Source organism: Veillonella sp. ACP1 (genome assembly GCF_000286635.1).
Lineage (GTDB): Bacteria > Bacillota > Negativicutes > Veillonellales > Veillonellaceae > Veillonella > Veillonella atypica.
Genome location: NZ_ALKL01000001.1, coordinates 42,923 through 64,147, shown reverse-complemented (window position 1 = coordinate 64,147; position 21,225 = coordinate 42,923). Strand labels below are relative to the sequence as shown.

17 protein-coding genes and 1 riboswitch are annotated in these 21,225 nt (G+C 41.0%); of the genes, 3 read left to right on the top strand and 14 right to left on the bottom strand.

Annotated features, from left to right (window positions below; all coding sequences use genetic code 11):
• Nucleotides 1–21: 21 nt before the first annotated feature.
• Nucleotides 22–1,317, bottom strand: a complete 1,296-nt coding sequence (gene purB, locus HMPREF1151_RS00305) for an adenylosuccinate lyase (RefSeq protein ID WP_005377976.1) — start codon at nucleotides 1,315–1,317, stop codon at nucleotides 22–24.
• 344 nt (nucleotides 1,318–1,661) lie between these two features.
• Here purB and HMPREF1151_RS00300 point away from each other — a divergent pair, with 344 nt between their 5' ends.
• On the top strand, nucleotides 1,662–2,066 hold the full coding sequence (locus HMPREF1151_RS00300) for a hypothetical protein (protein WP_009660594.1): 405 nt from the start codon (nucleotides 1,662–1,664) through the stop codon (nucleotides 2,064–2,066).
• 123 nt (nucleotides 2,067–2,189) lie between these two features.
• Here the strand turns inward: HMPREF1151_RS00300 and HMPREF1151_RS00295 are convergent, their stop codons facing one another.
• The 7 genes from HMPREF1151_RS00295 to HMPREF1151_RS00265 form a co-directional block, all read right to left on the bottom strand.
• Complete coding sequence (locus tag HMPREF1151_RS00295) at nucleotides 2,190–2,945, bottom strand: hypothetical protein (protein ID WP_009660722.1); 756 nt, start codon at nucleotides 2,943–2,945, stop codon at nucleotides 2,190–2,192.
• A 61-nt stretch (nucleotides 2,946–3,006) separates the two neighbouring features.
• Nucleotides 3,007–3,411: a biopolymer transporter ExbD gene (locus HMPREF1151_RS00290; RefSeq protein WP_005378118.1), complete on the bottom strand. Its 405-nt coding sequence runs from the start codon at nucleotides 3,409–3,411 to the stop codon at nucleotides 3,007–3,009.
• Nucleotides 3,408–4,013, bottom strand: a complete 606-nt coding sequence (locus HMPREF1151_RS00285) for a MotA/TolQ/ExbB proton channel family protein (RefSeq protein ID WP_009660713.1) — start codon at nucleotides 4,011–4,013, stop codon at nucleotides 3,408–3,410. The genes HMPREF1151_RS00290 and HMPREF1151_RS00285 overlap by 4 nt, the downstream gene beginning before the upstream one ends.
• 318 nt (nucleotides 4,014–4,331) lie before the next feature.
• Nucleotides 4,332–5,222, bottom strand: a complete 891-nt coding sequence (locus tag HMPREF1151_RS00280; protein ID WP_009660622.1) for a DUF3829 domain-containing protein — start codon at nucleotides 5,220–5,222, stop codon at nucleotides 4,332–4,334.
• A 180-nt stretch (nucleotides 5,223–5,402) separates the two neighbouring features.
• A complete protein-coding gene (meaB, locus tag HMPREF1151_RS00275; RefSeq protein WP_009660710.1) occupies nucleotides 5,403–6,656 on the bottom strand; it encodes a methylmalonyl Co-A mutase-associated GTPase MeaB in 1,254 nt (417 codons plus the stop codon).
• Nucleotides 6,649–8,838 carry a methylmalonyl-CoA mutase gene (gene scpA / locus HMPREF1151_RS00270; protein WP_005378012.1) on the bottom strand — a complete coding sequence of 730 codons (2,190 nt, stop codon included), beginning with the start codon at nucleotides 8,836–8,838 and terminating at the stop codon, nucleotides 6,649–6,651. Before scpA ends, meaB begins: the two co-directional genes overlap by 8 nt.
• A gap of 4 nt (nucleotides 8,839–8,842) precedes the next feature.
• On the bottom strand, nucleotides 8,843–11,005 hold the full coding sequence (locus HMPREF1151_RS00265; protein ID WP_009660721.1) for a methylmalonyl-CoA mutase family protein: 2,163 nt from the start codon (nucleotides 11,003–11,005) through the stop codon (nucleotides 8,843–8,845).
• A gap of 282 nt (nucleotides 11,006–11,287) precedes the next feature.
• Nucleotides 11,288–11,464: riboswitch (cobalamin riboswitch) on the bottom strand.
• A gap of 202 nt (nucleotides 11,465–11,666) precedes the next feature.
• Here HMPREF1151_RS00265 and rarD point away from each other — a divergent pair.
• Nucleotides 11,667–12,563, top strand: coding sequence for an EamA family transporter RarD (gene rarD, locus HMPREF1151_RS00260; RefSeq protein WP_009660645.1), 897 nt, complete (start codon nucleotides 11,667–11,669; stop codon nucleotides 12,561–12,563).
• 100 nt (nucleotides 12,564–12,663) lie between these two features.
• On the opposite strand, the gene HMPREF1151_RS00255 is transcribed toward rarD, so the two are convergent.
• The gene (locus tag HMPREF1151_RS00255; protein WP_009660603.1) at nucleotides 12,664–13,563 is read right to left on the bottom strand and encodes a DUF3829 domain-containing protein; all 900 of its coding nucleotides are present in this window, start codon (nucleotides 13,561–13,563) and stop codon (nucleotides 12,664–12,666) included.
• Between the two features lie 168 nt (nucleotides 13,564–13,731).
• On the opposite strand from HMPREF1151_RS00255, the gene HMPREF1151_RS00250 reads away from it, so the two are divergent.
• The gene (locus HMPREF1151_RS00250) at nucleotides 13,732–14,109 is read left to right on the top strand and encodes a type II toxin-antitoxin system HicB family antitoxin (RefSeq protein ID WP_009660634.1); all 378 of its coding nucleotides are present in this window, start codon (nucleotides 13,732–13,734) and stop codon (nucleotides 14,107–14,109) included.
• A gap of 10 nt (nucleotides 14,110–14,119) precedes the next feature.
• On the opposite strand, the gene HMPREF1151_RS00245 is transcribed toward HMPREF1151_RS00250, so the two are convergent.
• The 5 genes from HMPREF1151_RS00245 to larA form a co-directional block, all read right to left on the bottom strand.
• The gene (locus HMPREF1151_RS00245) at nucleotides 14,120–14,443 is read right to left on the bottom strand and encodes a hypothetical protein (RefSeq protein ID WP_232197992.1); all 324 of its coding nucleotides are present in this window, start codon (nucleotides 14,441–14,443) and stop codon (nucleotides 14,120–14,122) included.
• 141 nt (nucleotides 14,444–14,584) lie between these two features.
• Nucleotides 14,585–15,211, bottom strand: coding sequence for a tetratricopeptide repeat protein (locus HMPREF1151_RS00240; protein WP_038141032.1), 627 nt, complete (start codon nucleotides 15,209–15,211; stop codon nucleotides 14,585–14,587).
• 258 nt (nucleotides 15,212–15,469) lie between these two features.
• A complete protein-coding gene (locus tag HMPREF1151_RS00235) occupies nucleotides 15,470–18,292 on the bottom strand; it encodes an FAD-binding and (Fe-S)-binding domain-containing protein (RefSeq protein WP_009660688.1) in 2,823 nt (940 codons plus the stop codon).
• A 724-nt stretch (nucleotides 18,293–19,016) separates the two neighbouring features.
• Nucleotides 19,017–19,814, bottom strand: coding sequence for a sulfite exporter TauE/SafE family protein (locus HMPREF1151_RS00230; RefSeq protein ID WP_009660612.1), 798 nt, complete (start codon nucleotides 19,812–19,814; stop codon nucleotides 19,017–19,019).
• Between the two features lie 60 nt (nucleotides 19,815–19,874).
• Nucleotides 19,875–21,149: a nickel-dependent lactate racemase gene (gene larA / locus HMPREF1151_RS00225; RefSeq protein ID WP_009660733.1), complete on the bottom strand. Its 1,275-nt coding sequence runs from the start codon at nucleotides 21,147–21,149 to the stop codon at nucleotides 19,875–19,877.
• Nucleotides 21,150–21,225: the final 76 nt, after the last annotated feature.

The following is a 21,225-nucleotide window of genomic DNA, read 5'->3' as shown; positions in this document are numbered from 1 at the left end:
GACCATCCTATACATTAAGGATTATAGGCCGAAACGAGCCATTATTGTATCTACGTGTTTCAATAGTTTATATGGATCGAAGCATGCATCGATTTCTTCGTCGGTCATGTATTTTTTGATGTTTTCATCGGATTTTAGACCTGTAGCGAAGTCTTTGCCTTCGAGCCAGCGTTCCATAGCGTGTTTTTGTACCCAACGGTATGCTTCGTCACGTACGGCCCCTTTATCTACGAGGTGTGTCAAAATTGTTTGGCTGAATACAAGGCCACCTGTAAGGTTAAGGTTTTTAAGCATTGTTTCAGGGTATACCAACAATTTATCGATGGTACGGATTGTTAGGTGAAGCATGTAGTTCAACGCGATGGTTGCATCTGGTAAGATAACGCGTTCTACAGAGCTATGGGAGATGTCGCGTTCATGCCACAAAGCTTGGTCTTCGTACGCAGATTGTGCATAACCACGCAATAAACGAGCCATACCACAAATTCTTTCACAAGTGATAGGATTACGTTTATGAGGCATCGCGGAGGAACCTTTTTGTTTAGGGCTAAAGTATTCTTCAGCTTCGCGCACTTCGGTGCGTTGCAAGTGACGGATTTCCAAAGCGATTTTATCCAATGTACCGCCTACAACAGCAATGGTGGACAATAGTTCAGCGTGACGGTCACGTTGTACGACTTGAGTGGCAATTTTAACAGGTTCAAGGCCTAGTTTTTCACATACGTATTGTTCTACGAATGGGTCGATGTTGGAGTATGTACCAACAGCACCGGATAATTTACCAACAGCAACGCTTTTACGAGCATGTTCCATGCGTTCGATATCGCGTTCTACCTCTGCCATCCAAAGGCAAAGTTTTAAACCGAATGTAGTAGGTTCGCCGTGAATACCGTGAGTACGACCAATCATAGGCGTATGTTTGAATTCTGCAGCGCGACGACGCAATACAGCGTGTAATTGTTTCAAATCTTCGATCAAAATATCGCAAGATTGTTTCATCATATAGCCAAGTGCAGTATCCTTAACGTCTGTGGATGTCAAGCCAAGATGAATGTATTTAGCTGCTTCTGGGCCTACATATTCGCCCACAGCAGTAACAAAGGAAATGATGTCATGATTTGTTTCACGTTCAATTTCGTGAATTCTTTCAACATCAAAATTGCCCTTTTCCCGAATGATTTTTGCCGCTTCCTTCGGAATAACGCCAAGCTCAGCTTGCGCTTCAGATGCCAATGTTTCAACCAATAACATTGTGTCGAACTCGTTGCGTTCGCTCCAAATATGGCCCATTTCTTCTCGTGTATAACGTGGTATCATGATGTCTCCTTTGCATGGTGAAAGCTAGATTTTTTATATAATAATTGTACCATATGTAAAAGCTTGGTTCAATAAATCTTATGTAATTTTCCGAATAATATATATATTAGCATTTCTTAATGTTCGGTATTTTGTAATTAAGTTGAAATTGTACTAATAGTTCCATACCTCATATACACTTCAACATATAATTTCTATCCGGCATTGTATTTCTCTTTCGACATTTTATTTTGGCATTGTATTTGTATATAGATTGATTTGTAATTTATTATTATAATAGTAATGTATAAATAAGTTATATCTCGTATCAACATACTAATAATACACACATATAGGAGTACATCATGGCGAAGAAACAACGCAAAGAACGCATACAACAACCTAAAGAATCGCAAACAGCGGGGACTTTGATGAAATTATTTTTCCTCATCAGTTTTATCGTCCTCGGCTTATTCGTATTTAACGATATGCCTATCAACTGGATTTTAAGCGTATACGCAGTGGATATTTTAGTATCTCTTATATATGTAGCCATCAATAAAGGTCGCATCGCTACATCCGATGTAGTTCATACAAATGTGCGTCGCATCGTGGCTTTCTTAATTATGCTCATTACCATGTTCTTCTATGCCTTTGCGTTGTGGCGCGTCGATCAATATACTACACAAATGCAAGTGACATTGTTCATCGGTGGCGTCATCATTTACTATGCGGTGTTCAATAGCACGAAAACGGCTTTAAAAAAGTGAGTAGTTGAACAGCGAATTTATAACATAGCACGTAGTCGAATAACGAATTTCTAAAATAGCATGTAGTGCGCATAACAAAAGAGGCATATCTTACATACGTTCTTGTATGTTAGGTATGCCTCTTTATTGTCCTAGTACGACAGGAATGGCAAGGGATACAACTTGTCCTCGTTTATTGATAATGCTACCGCTATTCTTGATGATACGAATGGCTTCATCTCGTACATCGGGAGGAACAGAGTCCTCTACGATACGCGGTGTATTAACACCGACGATGACATTGCCATTGGCGTCAAAGTTAACGCGCACAACGGCTTCGCCGCGCACGGATGAAGATTGGCCTTGTTCTTTTACTTGGCGCAAATATTCCGTAGGATTAATGTCCGATTGTTCAAGCCACGCCCGTTGGCCTGGTGTTAGCAAATTAAGTGCATCTGCAAAAAAGGATAGGTCTTTGTCTGTATTATCGAGACCATTGCCTACTGCATTAGGGTCCGTCGATACGTCATTGCCTACTAATTTCTTTTGTTGTTCCTGTTTTTGATGTGTCACAACGCCCGTCTCACCGCCAGTGGCCTCAGATTCTATGGCCTTTGGAACAGCCCATTCACGTTTTGTAGCCGGTGCTGGTTGTTCTGTATCTATAGTTTTCTGTGGTTCTACGGTATTTACAGACGGTTTCGTTTCTTGTTTCTGAGCTACCGACGCAGGTGCATCTGTAGGCGGTTTTGCCTCCTCTGGTGGCGGCGTTACCGTCGGATGATCCTCGGCGTGTTCGCTTTCACCAGCATCGGCCAAATCAAAGCTAATCTCAGCTGCCTCTTGGCCTGCACCAGTGCCACTCATGCCCTTTAGTGAAAGCCCCATGCCCGTTATCATGAGAATACTGATGCACAGGGATATCAAAAACGGTCGAAAATAATGGGATTCAAACATAGAATCACTTCCGATCCGTAGCGACACTAATGTACTTAGCGCCATTTACTTTCAGCATATCGAGAAGGGCGATGACCTCGTTATAATACACGTCCTTAGACGCGCGAATAACAAAGGCCTGTCGTGGCGTGGTCCGCACGATATCCTGTACCTCTTGGGACAGATTATCCGCAGAAATTTCGCGGTTATCGATATAGAGTTTATGCGATGTGGTGAGAGTAATGATAATCGGTTCAATGGATTTAGCCGTCGAAGTCGATGTGGATGGTAAATTTAACGGGATTTGTTGCTCCGTATTCATGTATAAAGTGCCGACCATGAAGAATACCAATAGAAAAAATACGATATCAATCATAGGGATGATCATAATGGTCGGTTCTTTTTTCACTCCTAATGTACGACGTCTCATAGGTCATGTTCCTCGTTGTACGCATCGAGAATGCTGCCACATTCATGTTCTAAGGCTACGATAAAATCATTCACCTTTGCTGCACAATAACAGTGAAAGGCAAGAGCAATGATGGCCACCGTAAGACCTGTAGCAGTAGCTACCAAGGCTTCGGATACACCACCGGTGATGATAGTAGGCGCTCCAATATCTCCACCTACAACGGCAAAAGCGCGAATCATACCGAGAACGGTACCGAGCAAGCCGAGCAACGGTGCCATGGTAACGATCATGTTAAGCCACCCAAGGCCGCGTTTTAATCGTTCATCGGTATAGCCTACCAAATCTTGCAAACGGTTTTCTAAACCATTGTAATTTTTTGCACTGCGCAAAGCCTTTGCAAAGAGAGTGCCTAGATTTTGTGTATCTCGTTCTAATACGGTTGGAAGCATAATCCAACCTGGATGATTATTTAGAACAGCAGTAAATTGGCGCATGTCCTTACGGAATTTACGGTATAGAAAGAATCGTTCTATACCAATCATTAGTGTCACCACAAGGAAAATAACGAGTGGATACATAACGAAACCACCAGCTACAAATAAATGTGTAATACTACTCATACTAACCTCCAAAACCCACACCGATTTAGGCTCTTATCTAATAATTATACCACGTTTTCATACATCAAAACATATGGGGCTTACGATAGATGAGTAAAAATATACTAATTGATGCATACAATCTGACAAAGATCTTAACTAGTATAAGAAAATACAGAAAAAGGGCTACATCAATAGACATGCTATTTGATGTAGCCCTTTTTAGTACAATTTTATGTACATTTGTATGAATTTTTTATATGTACTATTTATATTGTGCACGCTATGAAGCGCAGGCTTTCATAAATGGCACAGAATCGATTCGTACATAGCTAGATATTATTTATCAAGTTTATTAATATCCAAGCGATTCATGCTGCCAATGAAGCGATTGTAAGATTCAATCATATCATTGTAATGATCAGCTGATTGGTCACCTAAGAATGTACGAACTCTACCAATCGTTGTATTTAATTGAGACTTAGCAGTGTTATATTCTGGACTCGTAACGGTGCCAGCTACATCCATAATGCCTTGTAACTCTTGGTTAGCTGCATTTACATCGATTTGTTTGCCTTCTTCAAAGCCATCTAATAAAGCCGTTAAGCGTAAATGAACTTCTTGAACAGCGGCTGCGTTTTTCTTACCAGAATCTTTAAGTTCTTTCAACTGTTCTTGTTGATTTTCTGTGTTGTGTTTGTGAACTACTGCGTCTAACTGATTATATGCTGCATAGAATTGATCATATAGTTGAACGTATTTAGGTCCTAATTGTTGTTCCTTAGCATAATTATCTGCTTGATATGAATTAGTTTGGTAGTACGTATCCAATTCACTGGCTACTGGTACAATATCCTTTAATACAGCCAATACGTTGTCTAAAGGTTCCTTCATATCATCATATGGTACGCCAGCGTCTTTAGCAGCTTGCAACTTTTGTTGTAAGGTATCAAAGTGTGGTGCCATGAAGCTTGTTAAATGTTGCCCCTCTTTTAGTTTTTGAACGGACGGATTGATAGCATATCCAAAGCGTACGGACCAACTATTAAAATCGCCAATCGCTTCGATATAGTTATTGAACACTTTAATGTCCTGTTGCGATGCCTTTTGAGCGCCTTGTTGCACCCCATTGGCAATCTTAGAAAAACTACAGCCACTCATGAATAATGGGGATGTAAGAGCAGTTACACACAATACTGCTGTTGTCAGTTTTTTTACTAATGGATTCAAAATAAATCTCTCCTTTTAAAATAACCCATGAAGTATACATCTATAACTAAATTATATACTAAATATGATTTTTACAAAAGTCATACTTATGCATTTCATGAAAAAAAGGCATAGTACCTATCATTTCCTATCGATTACAAACCGATAGCAGTATAGATACTATGCCTATATGTATAGAATTTATTTTAAGGACTTGTCAAAGACGCCTATTAATTCTTCGACGGCTTGTGATTCACTCATTTCGCCATCTAAAACTGCGGCTTCTACTTCGCCCATACGACCTTGAATGACTACATTGTTAAAGAATAGGTTGTGCAAGTGTTCGTCAATCATATCGCGTACCCAACGAAGGGATTGTTCTTGACGACGTTTGAGGAATACGCCATTGTCTTTACCTTGTTCAGTAAACTCTTGAATGACATCCCACAATTCGTCGAGGCCGTCCTTTGTAACGGCAGAACATGTGTAGGCTTGGGTTTTCCATTTTTCCGTAGCAGGACGAATGTAATGCAACATCCGATCGTAATCGCTACGAGCGATGAGAGCGCGCTTGAGGTTATCCCCATCAGCCTTGTTGACTACAATAGCATCGGCAAGTTCCATAACGCCTTTTTTGATGCCTTGCAATTCATCGCCTGCACCAGTAAGCACGATGAGCATAAAGAAGTCTACCATGGAGCGCACAGTGACTTCACTTTGCCCAACCCCAACGGTTTCGACAAGAATAATATCATATCCAGCAGCCTCGCAAAGTAGCATCGTTTCTCTACTTTTACGAGCTACACCGCCTAGTGTACCACCAGCCGGCGATGGACGAATATAGGCTTCAGGATGCTTCGTCAACGTTTCCATCCGCGTTTTATCGCCCAAAATACTGCCTTTTGTGACTTGGCTTGTAGGGTCTACAGCAAGTACGGCAACCTTGTAACCAGCTTCAATGAGCATGTTACCAAAGGCTTCAATAAATGTACTTTTACCGGCCCCAGGTACACCGGTGATACCGATGCGCAACGCCTTGCCCGTACGAGGCAATACGGCTTGCAATACTTGTTGAGCTAGTTTGAAATGGTCCTTATTATTACTTTCTACTAATGTGATAGCCCGTGAAAGTATAACGCGGTCCCCCTGCTCGATACCGCGTACATAATCAGCGACAGTTAACTTCTTTCGCCGCTGTACGGGACGTACCGACGGAGCCAGATGAGTGGAGCTAGACAAGAGGCCGTCGTGCATTTCCTTGACGCCTTTCATCACGTGACACGCAAAGGTATCATCTTTTTTCGCATCTTCTGGCACCCAGTCGGGACGGTAGGTACTACCCTCGGCGCTTGCGTTTTTTACACCTAATTCTGGCGCCTTACCTTCACCAGTGGTAAAAGTAGCGTCCTGTGCATTGCGCAATTCATCCGGAGTAGACCGTTTATTATCAGTCATTGCCTTCGTCTTGAACGTGGCTAGTCAATGTTTCTAGTAATTTTTTCGCCGCTACTGGCAAAACTGTACCAGGGCCAAAGATAGCCACTGCGCCATGTTCGCGTAGGAACTCATAGTCCTGAGCAGGGATTACGCCGCCGATGGCAACTAAAATATCTCCACGACCTCGCTTGTTGAGTTCTTCCACAAGTTGAGGTAACAATGTTTTGTGACCTGCCGCAAGAGAACTAAATCCGACGATATGAACGTCATTATCCACAGCATCCTGTGCTGTTTCTTCTGGAGTTTGGAACAAAGGTCCGATATCCACGTCAAAGCCCATATCCGCGAAGGATGTAGCAATAACTTTGGCACCGCGGTCATGACCGTCTTGGCCCATCTTCGCAATCATGATACGAGGGCGACGACCTTCGAGTTCTTCAAAGTCATCTGCCATTTGACGTACTTCTTTGATTACATCATCATCTTCATATTCACTGGAGTATACGCCAGAAATAGAGCGGATAACCGCTTTATGACGGCCACAAACCTTTTCAACAGCAAAGGAAATTTCACCCAAGGATGCACGAGCACGAGCTGCTTCAAGTGCAAGGGCAAGCAAGTTGCCTTCACCGGATTCTGTAGCATTAGTAATCGCTTCAAGGCAGGATTGAACCTTATCTTCGTCACGGTTAGCACGCAATTGTTCGAGGCGACGGATTTGCGCTTCCCGTACAGCTGTATTATCTACATCGAGGATATCCAATGGATCTTCTTTATCTAGACGGTATTTATTGATACCAACGATAGCTTCACGGCCAGAGTCGATACGAGCTTGGCGACGAGCTGCCGCCTCTTCGATACGCATCTTAGGAAGACCTGTGTCAATCGCTTTCGCCATACCGCCAAGGGATTCGATTTCTTGAATATGGCCCCAGGCACGACGGATCAATTCGTCAGTCAATGCTTCTACATAGTAGGAACCGCCCCATGGGTCGATAACCTTACATACCTTAGTTTCATCTTGGATGTAAAGTTGTGTATTACGCGCAATACGTGCAGAGAAGTCTGTAGGCAATGCGATAGCTTCATCAAGCGCATTCGTATGTAGGGATTGCGTATGGCCCAATGCGGCGCCCATCGCTTCCATACATGTACGAGCCACGTTGTTGAACGGATCTTGTTCTGTTAAGGACCAACCAGATGTTTGGCTATGTGTACGAAGAGCCATAGATTTAGGATTTTCAGAACCGAAGCTCTTAATAATCTTAGCCCACAACATACGAGCCGCACGCATTTTAGCCACTTCCATAAAGTAGTTTTTGCCAATAGCCCAGAAGAAGGACAAACGAGGTGCGAATTGGTCAACATGAAGGCCTGCATTGACACCGGTACGGATGTATTCAAGACCATCGGCCAATGTATAACCTAATTCGATATCCGCCGTTGCACCCGCTTCTTGCATATGGTAGCCAGAAATAGAGATACTGTTGAATTTAGGCATGTTTTGAGATGTATACGCAAAGATATCACCGATGATACGCATGGACGTAGCTGGAGGGTAAATATAGGTATTACGTACCATGAACTCTTTCAAGATATCATTTTGGATTGTACCGGCCATAACCTTTTTATCAACACCTTGTTCTTCACCAGCTAGGATGTAGAATGCCATAACAGGCAATACGGCGCCGTTCATTGTCATGGATACGGACATTTGGTCAAGAGGGATACCGGAGAATAGAATTTCCATATCGAGGATAGAGTCAACTGCAACGCCCGCTTTACCAACGTCGCCCACTACGCGAGGATGGTCGGAGTCATAACCACGGTGAGTAGCAAGGTCAAAGGCAATAGACAAACCTTTTTGGCCTGCTGCCAAGTTACGACGATAGAACGCATTGGATTCTTCGGCTGTAGAGAAACCAGCGTACTGACGCACTGTCCAAGGACGAGTTACGTACATTGTGGAATAAGGTCCACGCAAGAATGGAGGTACACCAGCCATATAGTCAAGGTGTGTCATCCCTTCATAATCCATCTCTGTATAGAGAGGTTTTAATTGGATTTGCTCCATTGTCGTGTTATATAAGTCTTCAAAGCTTTTTCCTGTTTCTTTTTTAAGTTCAGCAAGCCATGCATCGCGCGATGTGGCAGACTGAGATCCCAAGCCAAGAGAGGAGAAGTCTGGATTTTTAAACATGAGCTCACATCCCTTTCTTATCTTGTAACGTATTTAAAATAGCGTAGCAGTTTGCGCGAACAGAGATGAAATCATCTACACCTGCTTCACGATATACAGGCTCTAGGTCCTTAGAAGGTGCCCCTGCCAAAATAACCGTTACATTCGGCATAGTTTCTTTCAATTCTTTCGCAAGTGGTGGAACCAATTCAGGATACGTATCATCTGTAGAACAGATAACTACCACATCGGCGCCACTTTCACGAGCTGCTTTAGCCGCATCAGCCGTTGTTTCATGACCATCATTTTTGATTACTTCGAACGCCGCTACTTCAAAGAAGCCTGTGGAGAAGTCCGCACGAGGTTTATGTTGAGGAATAGGGCCCATATTAGCCAAGAATACCTTCACATTATCTTTTGTGCGTTGTTTATAATTTTCCGTACGCATACGAAGAGCTTCAAATTGTTCCGTCCAACGATGAGCCGTAATAGGTTCGATTGTTTCGGAGGAAATATCGCCCGCATCCAAAGCCTTACGGATTTGACGCATTGTCATTTTTTGCAATGCACCGAGCTCGATAAGGCCAATCAATGCACCTGGCTCTGTTGTGCTTGCTTCGAGTGTAGATTGGGCTTTTACAACCGCTTCTGAATCTGCAGTTGCCAAGTATTCTTCGAGATGAGCTACCCGTTTTTGACGCAATGTTTCTTGATTTTCAGGTTTTGGATCAAGCAATTCTTCCGTCATATTAGCGTACATGTTATTACCAACCGCTACATCCTTACGGAATGCAAGGTTTTTAAAGCGTTCATTAAGAATTGTTTTAACTTGCGCTTGAGGATAACCTTCCTTCAAGGCAGCGATAATGCCACCTTTAGACTCGATAGTTTGGAATTCATCCCAAATTTTTTCGCATAATTCCGCTGCCAATGTTTCTACATACCAAGAACCACCTACAGGATCAACTGGTTGACGCAATTCGAATTCAGTTTGTAACATAACTTGAATGTTACGGGCAATACGACGAGAGAATTCATCGGATTTGCGAATTGGTTGATCAAATGGAGAAACTTCAAGACTATTGAGACCACCTACAACACCAGAGAATGCTTGTGTTGTATTACGCAACAAGTTTACATATGGATCGTATACGGTTTTTGTGAAAGCAGATGTTCTGCCGTGTACATGAACGGCACGGTCGCTTTCACCAGCGCCGAAGGCCTCCATAATGCGAGCCCAAAGCACGCGCAACGCACGCAATTTAGCAATTTCCATGAAGAAGTTTGCACCCAAGGAGAATGTAAACATCATGCTCTTAGCAATGGTATGAATATCGATGTTGCGTTGTGCTAATTGCCGCACGTAGCAAACAGCTGTTGCCAATGCATAGGCAACCTCTTGCACATCGTTGGCACCGCCATTAGCGTATACATCACCGGATACAAGCACGGTTTTAAGCTCAGGTGCTTGATCCTTGGCCCATACAACAGTATGTGCCATTTCATCAAAAGCAGTATCTAAAGACATATGCAATGCACCGTCTTTAGCCCACACGCCGATAGGATCTGCACCAACGAGACCTTTCAAATCGGATGTTTGCTTTTTAGAAGCTTTCACAGTAGCCGACAACATACCGAGCAAAATCGCTGCAGATGCGCCAGTTTCAATGTATAAAGGATTTTCCTTAAGATTAAATCGTTCAATTAATTGGCTGCAATCGGCCATCGTATACAAGGATGTGCCGCCTACACCAACAGATGCGCCTACTTGCACATCTTGATCATGGCGTGTTGCTTCATCAAGACGAATGTTGTGAATAGTGCCACCTTTCACAATTTCGTATAAACTTGCATGATTGGCATCCTTCGGTAAGGATTCATCAACATATTGAGATACACCCCAAGAATCTTTGATATAGCCGCTTGCTTTCGTGCCACGTAGGAACTCGCCAGCGCCAGGATAAACGCCCTTTGGAATCTTTTCCTGATGCAATGCAGGTGTATAGATAGGTTGTAACGTAATACCTTCATAGGTTTTGGTGAACATTTTTTTATGGAAATCGCCACCTTTTAACGCCTTTTCAACCTCAGCCTGCCATCGTTCATACGTAGGTTTCTCAAACTCATCAAAGGATACAGGCGCCAGTAAATCGCGTTCAGTGTCCTTTGAAGTCTTTTTGTCAGACATATATGTGCCTCCTTTTCAACTTGAAACCATACAGGGGGAACAGCGCACCGTACCAGTGAGTTGCTTCGTATATGAGTTCCATAGGTGCCAAATATATATCCATCATGATGATGGATCTCCAGTCAAACTATTAAGCCTATGCCATATATGAACGACCCTCTAGCGTGGCAAATAAAAAAACGTGCCACCCGAGAGTGACACGTTAGGTTACATATTGAATGGTACACTAAAACTATTGTAAAAAGTATACCTCAATCCCCTTCCTATCGCTCGTAGGTACATAACGGTGATTATCAAATAGGCAGTTCTCCTGGCTCGGGCTCAACACCTTGCTTTCGCCTTCCCAGATTGCTCCAGTGACATGTATGAAAGCAGGCTCGTCCTTACAGTGGCGGGACCGCATCGGCTTGTACCGATTTCTCTATTAAGTCTTGCGACACCTATTCTCTATATTCGTTGTTCTAAGTCCAATATAGTGTAAAAATATGCACAAAGTCAATGAACATAACAGTTAATCATAAGTAGCAAATTTCAAGTTATAACTAACGCATATATAGAATGATAAAAATGCATAGGTGCAATTTAGAGAAATCACCTCTATAATTTGCTACTGCTATACTACCACCATGTTATAATAATTCTACTAGTGGGAGGTCGTATTATGAACGAAATAAACAAAAAGGGGCTCAGCACCACATTGCTGTGCTGTTTAATTTGGGGGTTGTTGCCCCTCTATTGGGCGCTTTTAAACCAAGTATCATCCTTTTCCGTATTATCGCACCGCATCATCTGGTCCGGATTTTGGATGTTCTTCCTCGTCATCGCCACAGGGCGCCAACAACTGCGTATGGACATACAACTTTTACGCACCCATCTTACGCAATTAGGCCTACTATTACTGGCTGCTATACTTATAAGCATCAACTGGTTCACCTACATTTGGGCCGTTACAAACCAACACGTACTCGACACGAGCCTTGGCTATTATATCAATCCATTGCTCAACGTATTGCTGGGTATCCTAATCTATAAAGAAAGATTACTTTGGCCACAAAAGCTAAGTATTGCCATCGCATTCTTAGGTGTGGCCATCATGACTGTTCAACTAGGTACATTGCCCATCGTCTCTATCATCCTAGCCGTATCCTTTAGCCTCTACGGCGCCGTTAAGAAACGACTCACCATCCATCCATTCTCGAGCATCGCCTTCGAAGCATGGCTCATCACACCGATAGCATTATGGTATTTAGCGGCTATAGACACCACCTCGTGGACCTTTATCGAAAACCTAACACCGACCGGTCTTCTCCTCATCGGTGCCGGCCTTACCACATCGATTCCGCTCATCCTCTTTTCATACGGTGCCCGCCTATTGCCACTTAACATACTCGGCTTTTTACAATACCTGTCCCCTACCATGGGCTTCTTCTTGGCCATCTTCTACTTTGGTGAAAGCTTTGGTACAGCCCAACTCATAGCCTTCGGCTGTATCTGGGTGGCACTCGTATTGTTCACCCTATCTAATCAAATGACGACACGTATTAAGATAAAAAAATAGAATACATTACAAAAAAGCTGTAGCAAATGAAATTCTCATTTAATACAGCTTTTTATGTGTTCGTTTTACACGAGTCTAACGTAAATGAACTCAGATCTTATTAATCTAATTCATTCATATTTGTCGTATTCATATTAGAAATATAATGGTTATAAGCCTCAATCATACGAGTATAGTCCTTATCTTGTTTCGAACCCATATAAGTCCGGATAGCACCAATCGTAGAGTTTACAGAGGTCTTAACAGTGTCATAGTTAGAGTTAGTAATGCCATTAGACAAATCGCCAATAGCTTGTAACTCTTGATTCATGGCATTCACATCCAGTTGTTTTTCACTATCTAACTTTTCAAGAACAGCGGTAAGTCTCAAATGAACCTCTTGTGCTGCGGCTGCGTTTTTCTTACCTGCATCGCGCAATTGTTGTAACTGTTGTTGCAATCGATCGAGGTTGATTTTATGCATCAGATTATCAAAATCTGCATAGATAGGCACAAATTGCTCATACAACTGTACATATTTTGGACCTAATTGCTGTTCCTTAGCATAGTTATCTGTGGTGTATTCTTTAGATTTATAGTATGCATCCAGTTCTTCGGCTACCGGTGTGATTTCATTCAATTTTGAAAGCAACTTATCTAGGGGCTCCTTCATTTCATCATAAGGAATACCGGCTTGCTTAGCTTCTTCTAATTCTTTTTGTAACTGTTTAAAGTTCGGTGTATTAAATACAGTTAAATGCTTACCTGCTTTTAAATCATTAATCGTCGGTGTATTCGCATAATCAAACATAACAGCCATGCGATTATATCGGCTTATGGCTTTCACATATTGATTAAATAATTGTACCTTATCCTGTTCCGACCGCTGTGCTATTTCCTTACGGCTCTGCTCAGTGCCCTGCCATAGCTCTGACATACTACAACCGCTCAAAAACAAAGGTGATGTCAGCGTTAGTGCACACAACACAGCCATTGCCATCCTTTTGCCAAGTGGTTTCATGATGAATTCTCTCCTTTCATCAATATACAGCTTAGTTTATATATTCTAATTATATACCCATTATAAATAATAAGAAATAACTCCTAACAATGGTTTTATACGTGTACACGTGTTATTATGTAAGGAGAGAATATGAAAGATAAAGATTTACTTAAATAAGGAGGCCCTATGAAGTTTATATACCCTGCCATAATCCATGATGATACTGATGGTTTCTGGGCTGAGTTTCCAGACTTAGAATATACAAGTAGTACGGGCTCAACACTGACAGAACTCGTAACTAATGCACAAGAGGCGATGGAACTGTATATTTTAGGTGCCTTAGAAGATGGCGAAAGCTTACCTACACCTACATCTATACGTAACTTACCTTGTACGGATACAACTTATCCTACATTAGTGCAAACAGATATTGATTTAGCTACAAATAGTAAATCCGTAAAGAAAACCTTAACCATTCCTGCGTGGCTTAACGATAGAGCCCTAGCGAAAGGTATCAATTTCTCCCAGCTTTTACAAGAAGCGTTAGTAGAGAAAACAATGTAAATTCACATCATTAATTACTCAGCAAAATTAGGAGTACTGTCCACGCAATAACTGCTAAGGTGAGTAATATGATACAAAGCATCCACAGAATTATTACGAAATAGAGCAATAATTTTAGTACATATAATACATCAAACCATATACTATGACGATCCTCTAATCGCGCCATATATTCGGAGAGATGGCGCACCAAAAATGGAGCTTTCGCATTAGGATTCAGCTTCTTCCAGTACAGCATAATATACGGCGTTACAAAACAACCTACAAACACTAAGTATGTAAAGAATAGAGGTGTTTCTATATTATGTTGTGACATAAACCCTGACCAGTCCATGACCATTAGACAACCAAGGTATAGAAAAACAAACCAATATATAAATCCTACCACTTTTAAAATAAGGCGAATCATCTGTTTACTATCCATTGTGACAATCCCATTACTATCAATAATCTAGCCTTTTCGAGTTTTATAAGACTATAATCCTACTAATGTTTTAAATCGCGCATTATTGTGAAACCGTTCAAAATGATCTTGTTCAGCAGCAACAGCCTTTACAGAGGCATCAATGTTAATTGCTTTTTCAAGCCAATCAAGGGCCTTAGTATCATCCCCTTGGTCTGCATAAATGGTAGCAATACCATACACAGACCAGGTATTATTAGGGTCCTTTTCTAATACCTTTTCAAACCATTGTTTAGACTCAGGTAATTGACCTTGTAGCTTATAGACCATGGCCATATTATAGTAATTAGCCACATTATTAGGATCTAAATCATAGGCCTTTTTAGTATCTGCTATGCCTTTAGTAGTATCTCCATTTAAAGCCGTAGCAAAGCCACGAATCGAATAAGCGTCTGCATTATTTGGATTATTCTTAATAGAAGCTGTTGCCTCCTCGATGGCTTTATTATAATCACCAGACGATAGGGCTTGCTTAGCGACAGTTAAGTGGCTATCTAGATTAGTCATTTTGCTACTGTCTTGAATGGATATACTAGAACTCTTAGCATTGCTTTCTGTATTACTATTATTGGTATTCTGATTTACTCCACAACCACTAATAAATATAAGTAATGTAAGTATAGGCAAAATTCTTTTCATATCATATATTCCATTCTTAAATAATCTCCAAGATGCATAGCATAATAATATAAGAAAAAGGACGAGCTGCCACTCGTCCTTTATTTGTTGTATTGTAGGTAATTTCATACACTCTACTAATAAATATAGTATACCATATTTATTAGAAAATAAATATCTAACAATAAATACAAACACGCCAACAAAACAAAGTGCTAACATCATATAAAAATGTTAGCACTCTATTTTTATTTAGTCTATTAAATTTTTGAATATTCCTTATTTTTTAGCCTTAGAGCAACGATCCAATAAGTACGCTACGCTTACGAATGGGATACCGCCGCTTTCACCAAGACCAATTTCACAGGTAGAACTGGAACTTACGCCAAGTGTAGCACCGTATTCGGAAACTTCACTAGCAAGGTCTTTTGTAGCACATTTATTGAGTTCTGGTGTGAAGAAACCTTTTTGACCAGCAAAGCCATCGCATGCGAAGGATTTAATATTGAATACATTGTCAGAGCAGAGACGTGCCAAGTCTTCAATGTATTGAGATTTGCCCAATACTTTGATTTTACATTGTTTATGAACAATAACGCGTTCATCGCATTTTGTAATATCTAGACGAGGTACTACAAATTTGCATAAGAATTCAGAAATATCATTAATTTCTAAATCTGGCATGTGTTTGAATGCATGGTTGAAGCATGCACTATGGTCGATAACGATTGGGTATTTACCATTTTGAGATGCTTTCATCAACGCATCGTGTAAATCTTTTACAGCCCGTTCATGTACGTCATCGTAGTTTTCAAAGCTCAATCCGCAGCAGAGGTTTTCGATATGTTCAGGATAGATAATATCGATTTGAGCCTTATTGCAGAGGCTTTCAACAACTTGTTGCAAGCTGCGTTGATCATCATAACCTTGGTTTTGACGGAACGCACGGTTCGCACAAGTACTGAAGTATACAACCTTTTCAAAGTTAGTAGGTTTAATGCGGTTTTTCAATTTATAGCGATTAGCCTTAGGTGTTGTTTTAGGTACATAAGGTGTTACGCCAGTTACGCCATGTAAACCTTCAGTGATTTTGGAAATTGCTTTTTGTGTGATAATAGCACCAGCAATGCCTTCAAGGCTTACACCGGCACGGCACATTTCAAGAGTACTGGAGAAGTTGTCGTAAATTTTCTTAGCCAAACCAGGTGCTGGTGGATCGATGCGACGCATGGATAATGCGATTTGTGCAGTATCGATGCTAAGTGGGCAAAGACCTTTACACATGGAGCATGCAGCACAAGTTTCAACACCGAAATATTCATAACCTTTTTTAAGTTCGTTTGCAACAGCGAAATTGCCTTCATTTTCAAGGCGTTTAGTTTCGCGCAACAATGCGATACGTTGGCGTGGTGTCAATGTCAAATTACGGCTAGGGCAGTTCTTTTCACAGAAACCGCATTCCATACAGATTGTGAAAGCATCATCGATAACACATTGTGCTTTAAGATTTTTCTTGTACACATCTGGATCGTCAGTAATCATAACATCAGGGTTCAAGATGCGAGTAGGGTCAAAGATAGCTTTGATACGACGGTTGATTTCGTACGCTTTGCGGCCCCATTCCATTTCGATGAAAGGTGCCACCATGCGGCCTGTACCATGTTCGGCTTTCAAAGAACCACCAAAACCAGATACGCGTTCTGACATTTCTTTTACCAAATCACCGAAGTTCTTAGTATCTTTAGGGTCACTGAAATCAGGAGTAATGTTAAAGTGAACGTTACCGGACAACGCATGACCGAAGATTACACCACCATCAACGAAATCGTATTTGTGGAATAATTCAGTAAGCATTTCGATGCCCTTAGTAAAGTCTTCGATTTGGAAGCAAACGTCTTCTGTGATAACAGTAGTACCTTTTCTACGTTGACCACCAACGATTGGCAAGATACCTTTACGGATTGCCCACCAGGAATCGTATTCTTTAGGATCTTGAGAATAAAGACTTGGAATAGCTGTTGGAATGTCTTTCAATTGTTCTTTAATGAAAGCCAAGTTTTTATCAACAGTTTCTTTAGAATAGCTTTCAGTTTGGAACAAGATAGCACTTGTACCTTCTGGAACTTCACGAACGAAATCAGGTACATTATCTAGAGTTTGAACTGCTTTTAAGGATTGATAGTCCATCATTTCAGCAGCAACAACCTTTTCACGGCCCATATTAGCCAAGGCTACAACGGCAAGAGATGCGTCGTTCAATGTGCTGAAGAACATGAGACCGCAACCTTTGTGAGGTACATCTTCAACAGTGTTGTACACGATTTCAGATACAAAGCCCAATGTACCTTCGGAACCGATGAACAAGTGATTGATAATATCGATGATATCTTCAAAATCTACAAGGGAGTTCAAACCGTAACCTGTAGTATTTTTGATTTTATATTTGTGATGAATCAAATGAGTCAACTCTTCATCAGCCAAGATTTCTTTGCGCAATTGCAAAATATCTTCAACCATTTGTGGTTTTTCTTTGAGGAATTGATCGATGCTCTTTTTATCGGATGTATCCAAAATGGAACCATCTAATAAGACAACGCGAATAGAGCGAATTGTTTTATAAGAGTTTTGTGCAGTACCACAGCACATACCGGAGGAGTTATTGTTCAAAATACCGCCTACCAATGCTGTTGCAAGAGTTGCAGGGTCTGGACCGATTTTACGATTATATGGTTTCAACAAATCATTCGCATCGGAACCGATAACACCACATTCACAACGCAATGCTTTGCCATCGTCGATAACTTCCATTTTTTTGAAGCCATCATTACAAACGATAAGCACGTCTTCACTGGAACATTGACCAGACAAAGAAGAGCCAGCCGCACGGAATGTAAATGGTGTGCCACATTGTTGACACAAACGAATAAGACGACGTACTTCGGATTCGTTTTCTGCTTTTACCACTACTTCTGGTAAATAACTGTAACAAGATGCATCTACACCATACGCATAACGGCGCAGACGGTCTGTATAAACACGATCCTTACAAATCGCTTGCGCCTCTTTGGCAAAACGATCATAATCTTTAACTAATATACTCACTTGAAAAGCCTCCAATCCTATCCTTAGGAAAATTTCTTTTATAACTAGTATACGCCGTTCTCATTTCGGTCGCTACCATTATGCATAAATTGTATATGAAATATAAATTCTATAGATACACAATACAAAATGTATCTTAGTTGAAAGTTGATTTCATTTACCAAAAAAACAAGTGCATTTCCTAGGAACACACATCAATAAAAATATATGATAACCACTTATAAAAACCCTTATGGGTATCCCCTATCAATATGTGTATTCATGGGGATTAAGAGGTATGTAGCATGAATACAGATCTACACCAATATATGAATATTTATGTGAATTTCCCTAGTATCCTGTATATTATACATTAGGAATTATCAATATAAATTAGTTATGCGTTTTAGGAATAGATGCTAAAAAGCACAGACAAAAGGACTGTAGCAAAAATGAGGTAATCTCATTTCTGTTACAGCCCTTTTATATATTTTTCTTATGTTTAGACTATATAGGTACTCTTGTAAATTAGAACAGGCGTGTTCTATTTGTAAAAGTATCATATTTAGGTGCTCTTATAAATTAGTACAGGCGTGTTCTATTTGTAAAAGCATCATATTTAAGTGCTCTTATAAATTAGAACAGGCGTGTTCTAATTCTAAAAGCCTCACATATAGGCCTCCATATAAATTAGAACAGGCCTGTACTAATTTTAAAAAGCAATGTATATGAATATCTATCCTACTTAAAACAATATCCCAGAGCCAATAATCAATTTAATAGCCAATGCAAATACGCCGATGCTCATAAGTGCCAAGATAGCCTTAGCTCTGAGGCGTTTTGCTATTTGAGCGCCTGCTTGGGCCCCAAATATGGCACCGATACTGGCAGGGATAGCAATGTTAAATACGATATGGTTTTCTACAAAATGGGTAATAACACCAACTGACGTGGATACGGCCAAAATAGCATGACTTGTAGCGGTTGCTAAATGTGTGGGAAATCCCATGATGTAAATCAGAGCAGGCACGTGTACTAGCCCACCGCCGATACCGAAAATACTAGAGATGAAACCAACGATAACACTAATAGCAATACCGATTGGTTTATTGTACGTCACTTGATCTTTAGTCAAAGATTCTTCTTTACGCTCTCCTTTTTTACCAAAGTTCTTAAAACCAATCAAGAATGAAGCACATAGCATAAAACAGCCAAAGGCAAACATAAATCCATTACCAGTGAACCATCCAGACATACGAGCACCTAAAATAGCACCTGGGAATGTGGAAATACTGAATATAAGTGCAGCGCTAACATACACCTTTTTCTGCCGTAAATATGCTAATGACCCAGAAATGGCATTACACATAACAGAAAATAGCGATGTTCCCACAATCATAGATGGAGACCATTCTGGGAACCAATACATAAATAATGGTACAAATACAAGGCCTCCACCCGCGCCAATTATCGTTCCAAACATAGCGGTAAAAAAACCAACTACAATAAAAAATAAATAAAACAAAACTATATTATCAGACATAATCACACTCCTACACTACCACGTAAAGGACTTTCCATTGTAAAAATACAATAGACGTAACTATTCTACAATCACTGTAGATCCATTAGGGATTATAGTAATCGATGCATCCTCGCCCATAATGCCACGAGCGATACACAATGCTTCATCTAATGTGGACGCAGGTGTCATGTGCATATCGCGAATGACTTGATGGTCGCAATCTTGAGTCACAACGATAACCTTATAGTGATTCAAAATACGCGCTAAAATTTGAATTTTCCATTGGTATGGTTTAGTTTCATTACGAGGTACGCCGTGGATATCATCTAGGATTTTTTGAGGACTTTCCATATTTTTGAAAGCCTCATATAATGCTTGTCCCCCATGTCCTTCTTTACAGGAAGCAGCGATGATGATAACACCGCCATCCTTACAAGATGCTTCGCCAGCCGTCATCCCCTTTACGGATTGATATAAATTTTGGTCAGATGGATAGCCACCATTACTTGTAATAACGATATCTGCAGGAATAGCTTTCACAGAAGACAAGGAACGAATAAACTCATAACCTTCCTTATGGGCATCTACACAATCACCAGCTACAGCCTTAATAATTTCCTTTTTACTATCGATAATAACATTTAGGATGAACTGCAAATTCGCTTTTCGTGCAGCGTACAACATATCCTTGTGAATCGGATTTTCATCGATTTTACCGGTCCGGGAATGCTCGCTTTCAATAAATTCGGCACAATGATTAGCCAACACCGTCACCTTGGATGCTACGCCAGGCAACACGGATTTGCGGCCGCCCGAGAAGCCCGCGAAGAAATGAGGATTAATTAGCCCTTCGGAGATGAGTAATTCCGTTTCCACCGCCAAACGATTGATGACGCACTTGCCGCCAGATGGCAACGTGCCGATTTCTACCATATTAGCCGCATCCTCAGAATCGTGATTGATGAGTTTTTCGTTATTCACGATATCCTCGCCGAACCGATGCACCATCTCGTCGTGCGTCATAGCCCGATGAAAGCCAGTGGCAATCAAAATCGTAATATCAATCGTCGGATTCACCGCGCGAATGCGACGGAGCAAAATTGGTAACGTCACCTTACTAGGCATAGGACGCGTATGGTCACTCGTAATGATAACCATATTGCGTTTGCCCTCAACCAATGCTTCAAGAGACGGACTATTAATCGGATGATCAAGCGCCTCCTCAACAAGCTCAGCTGGACTCTTCTCCGCCTTATACGCCGCCGCATTAGACACAAGAACCCCTTGCACAAACCGCTCATCAATAGACACATCTACACTTTTATAATCATACGGAAAAGAATACGTCTTCATATCGGCACCTCCTGTTGTATATATAGTAAGTATAACAGAAAAACTAAAGGGAGATAAGTGTAAGGGGGCGCTAAAA

Coding starts and splice junctions, on each gene's coding strand:
- HMPREF1151_RS00250 (WP_009660634.1), top strand. CDS start 13,732: ATGAAGTTTATATACCCTGCCATAATCCATGATGATACTGATGGTTTC.
- HMPREF1151_RS00240 (WP_038141032.1), bottom strand. CDS start 15,211: ATGAAAAGAATTTTGCCTATACTTACATTACTTATATTTATTAGTGGT.
- HMPREF1151_RS00300 (WP_009660594.1), top strand. CDS start 1,662: ATGGCGAAGAAACAACGCAAAGAACGCATACAACAACCTAAAGAATCG.
- scpA (WP_005378012.1), bottom strand. CDS start 8,838: ATGTTTAAAAATCCAGACTTCTCCTCTCTTGGCTTGGGATCTCAGTCT.
- HMPREF1151_RS00245 (WP_232197992.1), bottom strand. CDS start 14,443: ATGGACTGGTCAGGGTTTATGTCACAACATAATATAGAAACACCTCTA.
- meaB (WP_009660710.1), bottom strand. CDS start 6,656: ATGACTGATAATAAACGGTCTACTCCGGATGAATTGCGCAATGCACAG.
- HMPREF1151_RS00255 (WP_009660603.1), bottom strand. CDS start 13,563: ATGAAACCACTTGGCAAAAGGATGGCAATGGCTGTGTTGTGTGCACTA.
- HMPREF1151_RS00290 (WP_005378118.1), bottom strand. CDS start 3,411: ATGAGACGTCGTACATTAGGAGTGAAAAAAGAACCGACCATTATGATC.
- HMPREF1151_RS00265 (WP_009660721.1), bottom strand. CDS start 11,005: ATGTCTGACAAAAAGACTTCAAAGGACACTGAACGCGATTTACTGGCG.
- HMPREF1151_RS00285 (WP_009660713.1), bottom strand. CDS start 4,013: ATGAGTAGTATTACACATTTATTTGTAGCTGGTGGTTTCGTTATGTAT.
- rarD (WP_009660645.1), top strand. CDS start 11,667: ATGAACGAAATAAACAAAAAGGGGCTCAGCACCACATTGCTGTGCTGT.
- larA (WP_009660733.1), bottom strand. CDS start 21,149: ATGAAGACGTATTCTTTTCCGTATGATTATAAAAGTGTAGATGTGTCT.
- purB (WP_005377976.1), bottom strand. CDS start 1,317: ATGATACCACGTTATACACGAGAAGAAATGGGCCATATTTGGAGCGAA.
- HMPREF1151_RS00230 (WP_009660612.1), bottom strand. CDS start 19,814: ATGTCTGATAATATAGTTTTGTTTTATTTATTTTTTATTGTAGTTGGT.
- HMPREF1151_RS00295 (WP_009660722.1), bottom strand. CDS start 2,945: ATGATAACGGGCATGGGGCTTTCACTAAAGGGCATGAGTGGCACTGGT.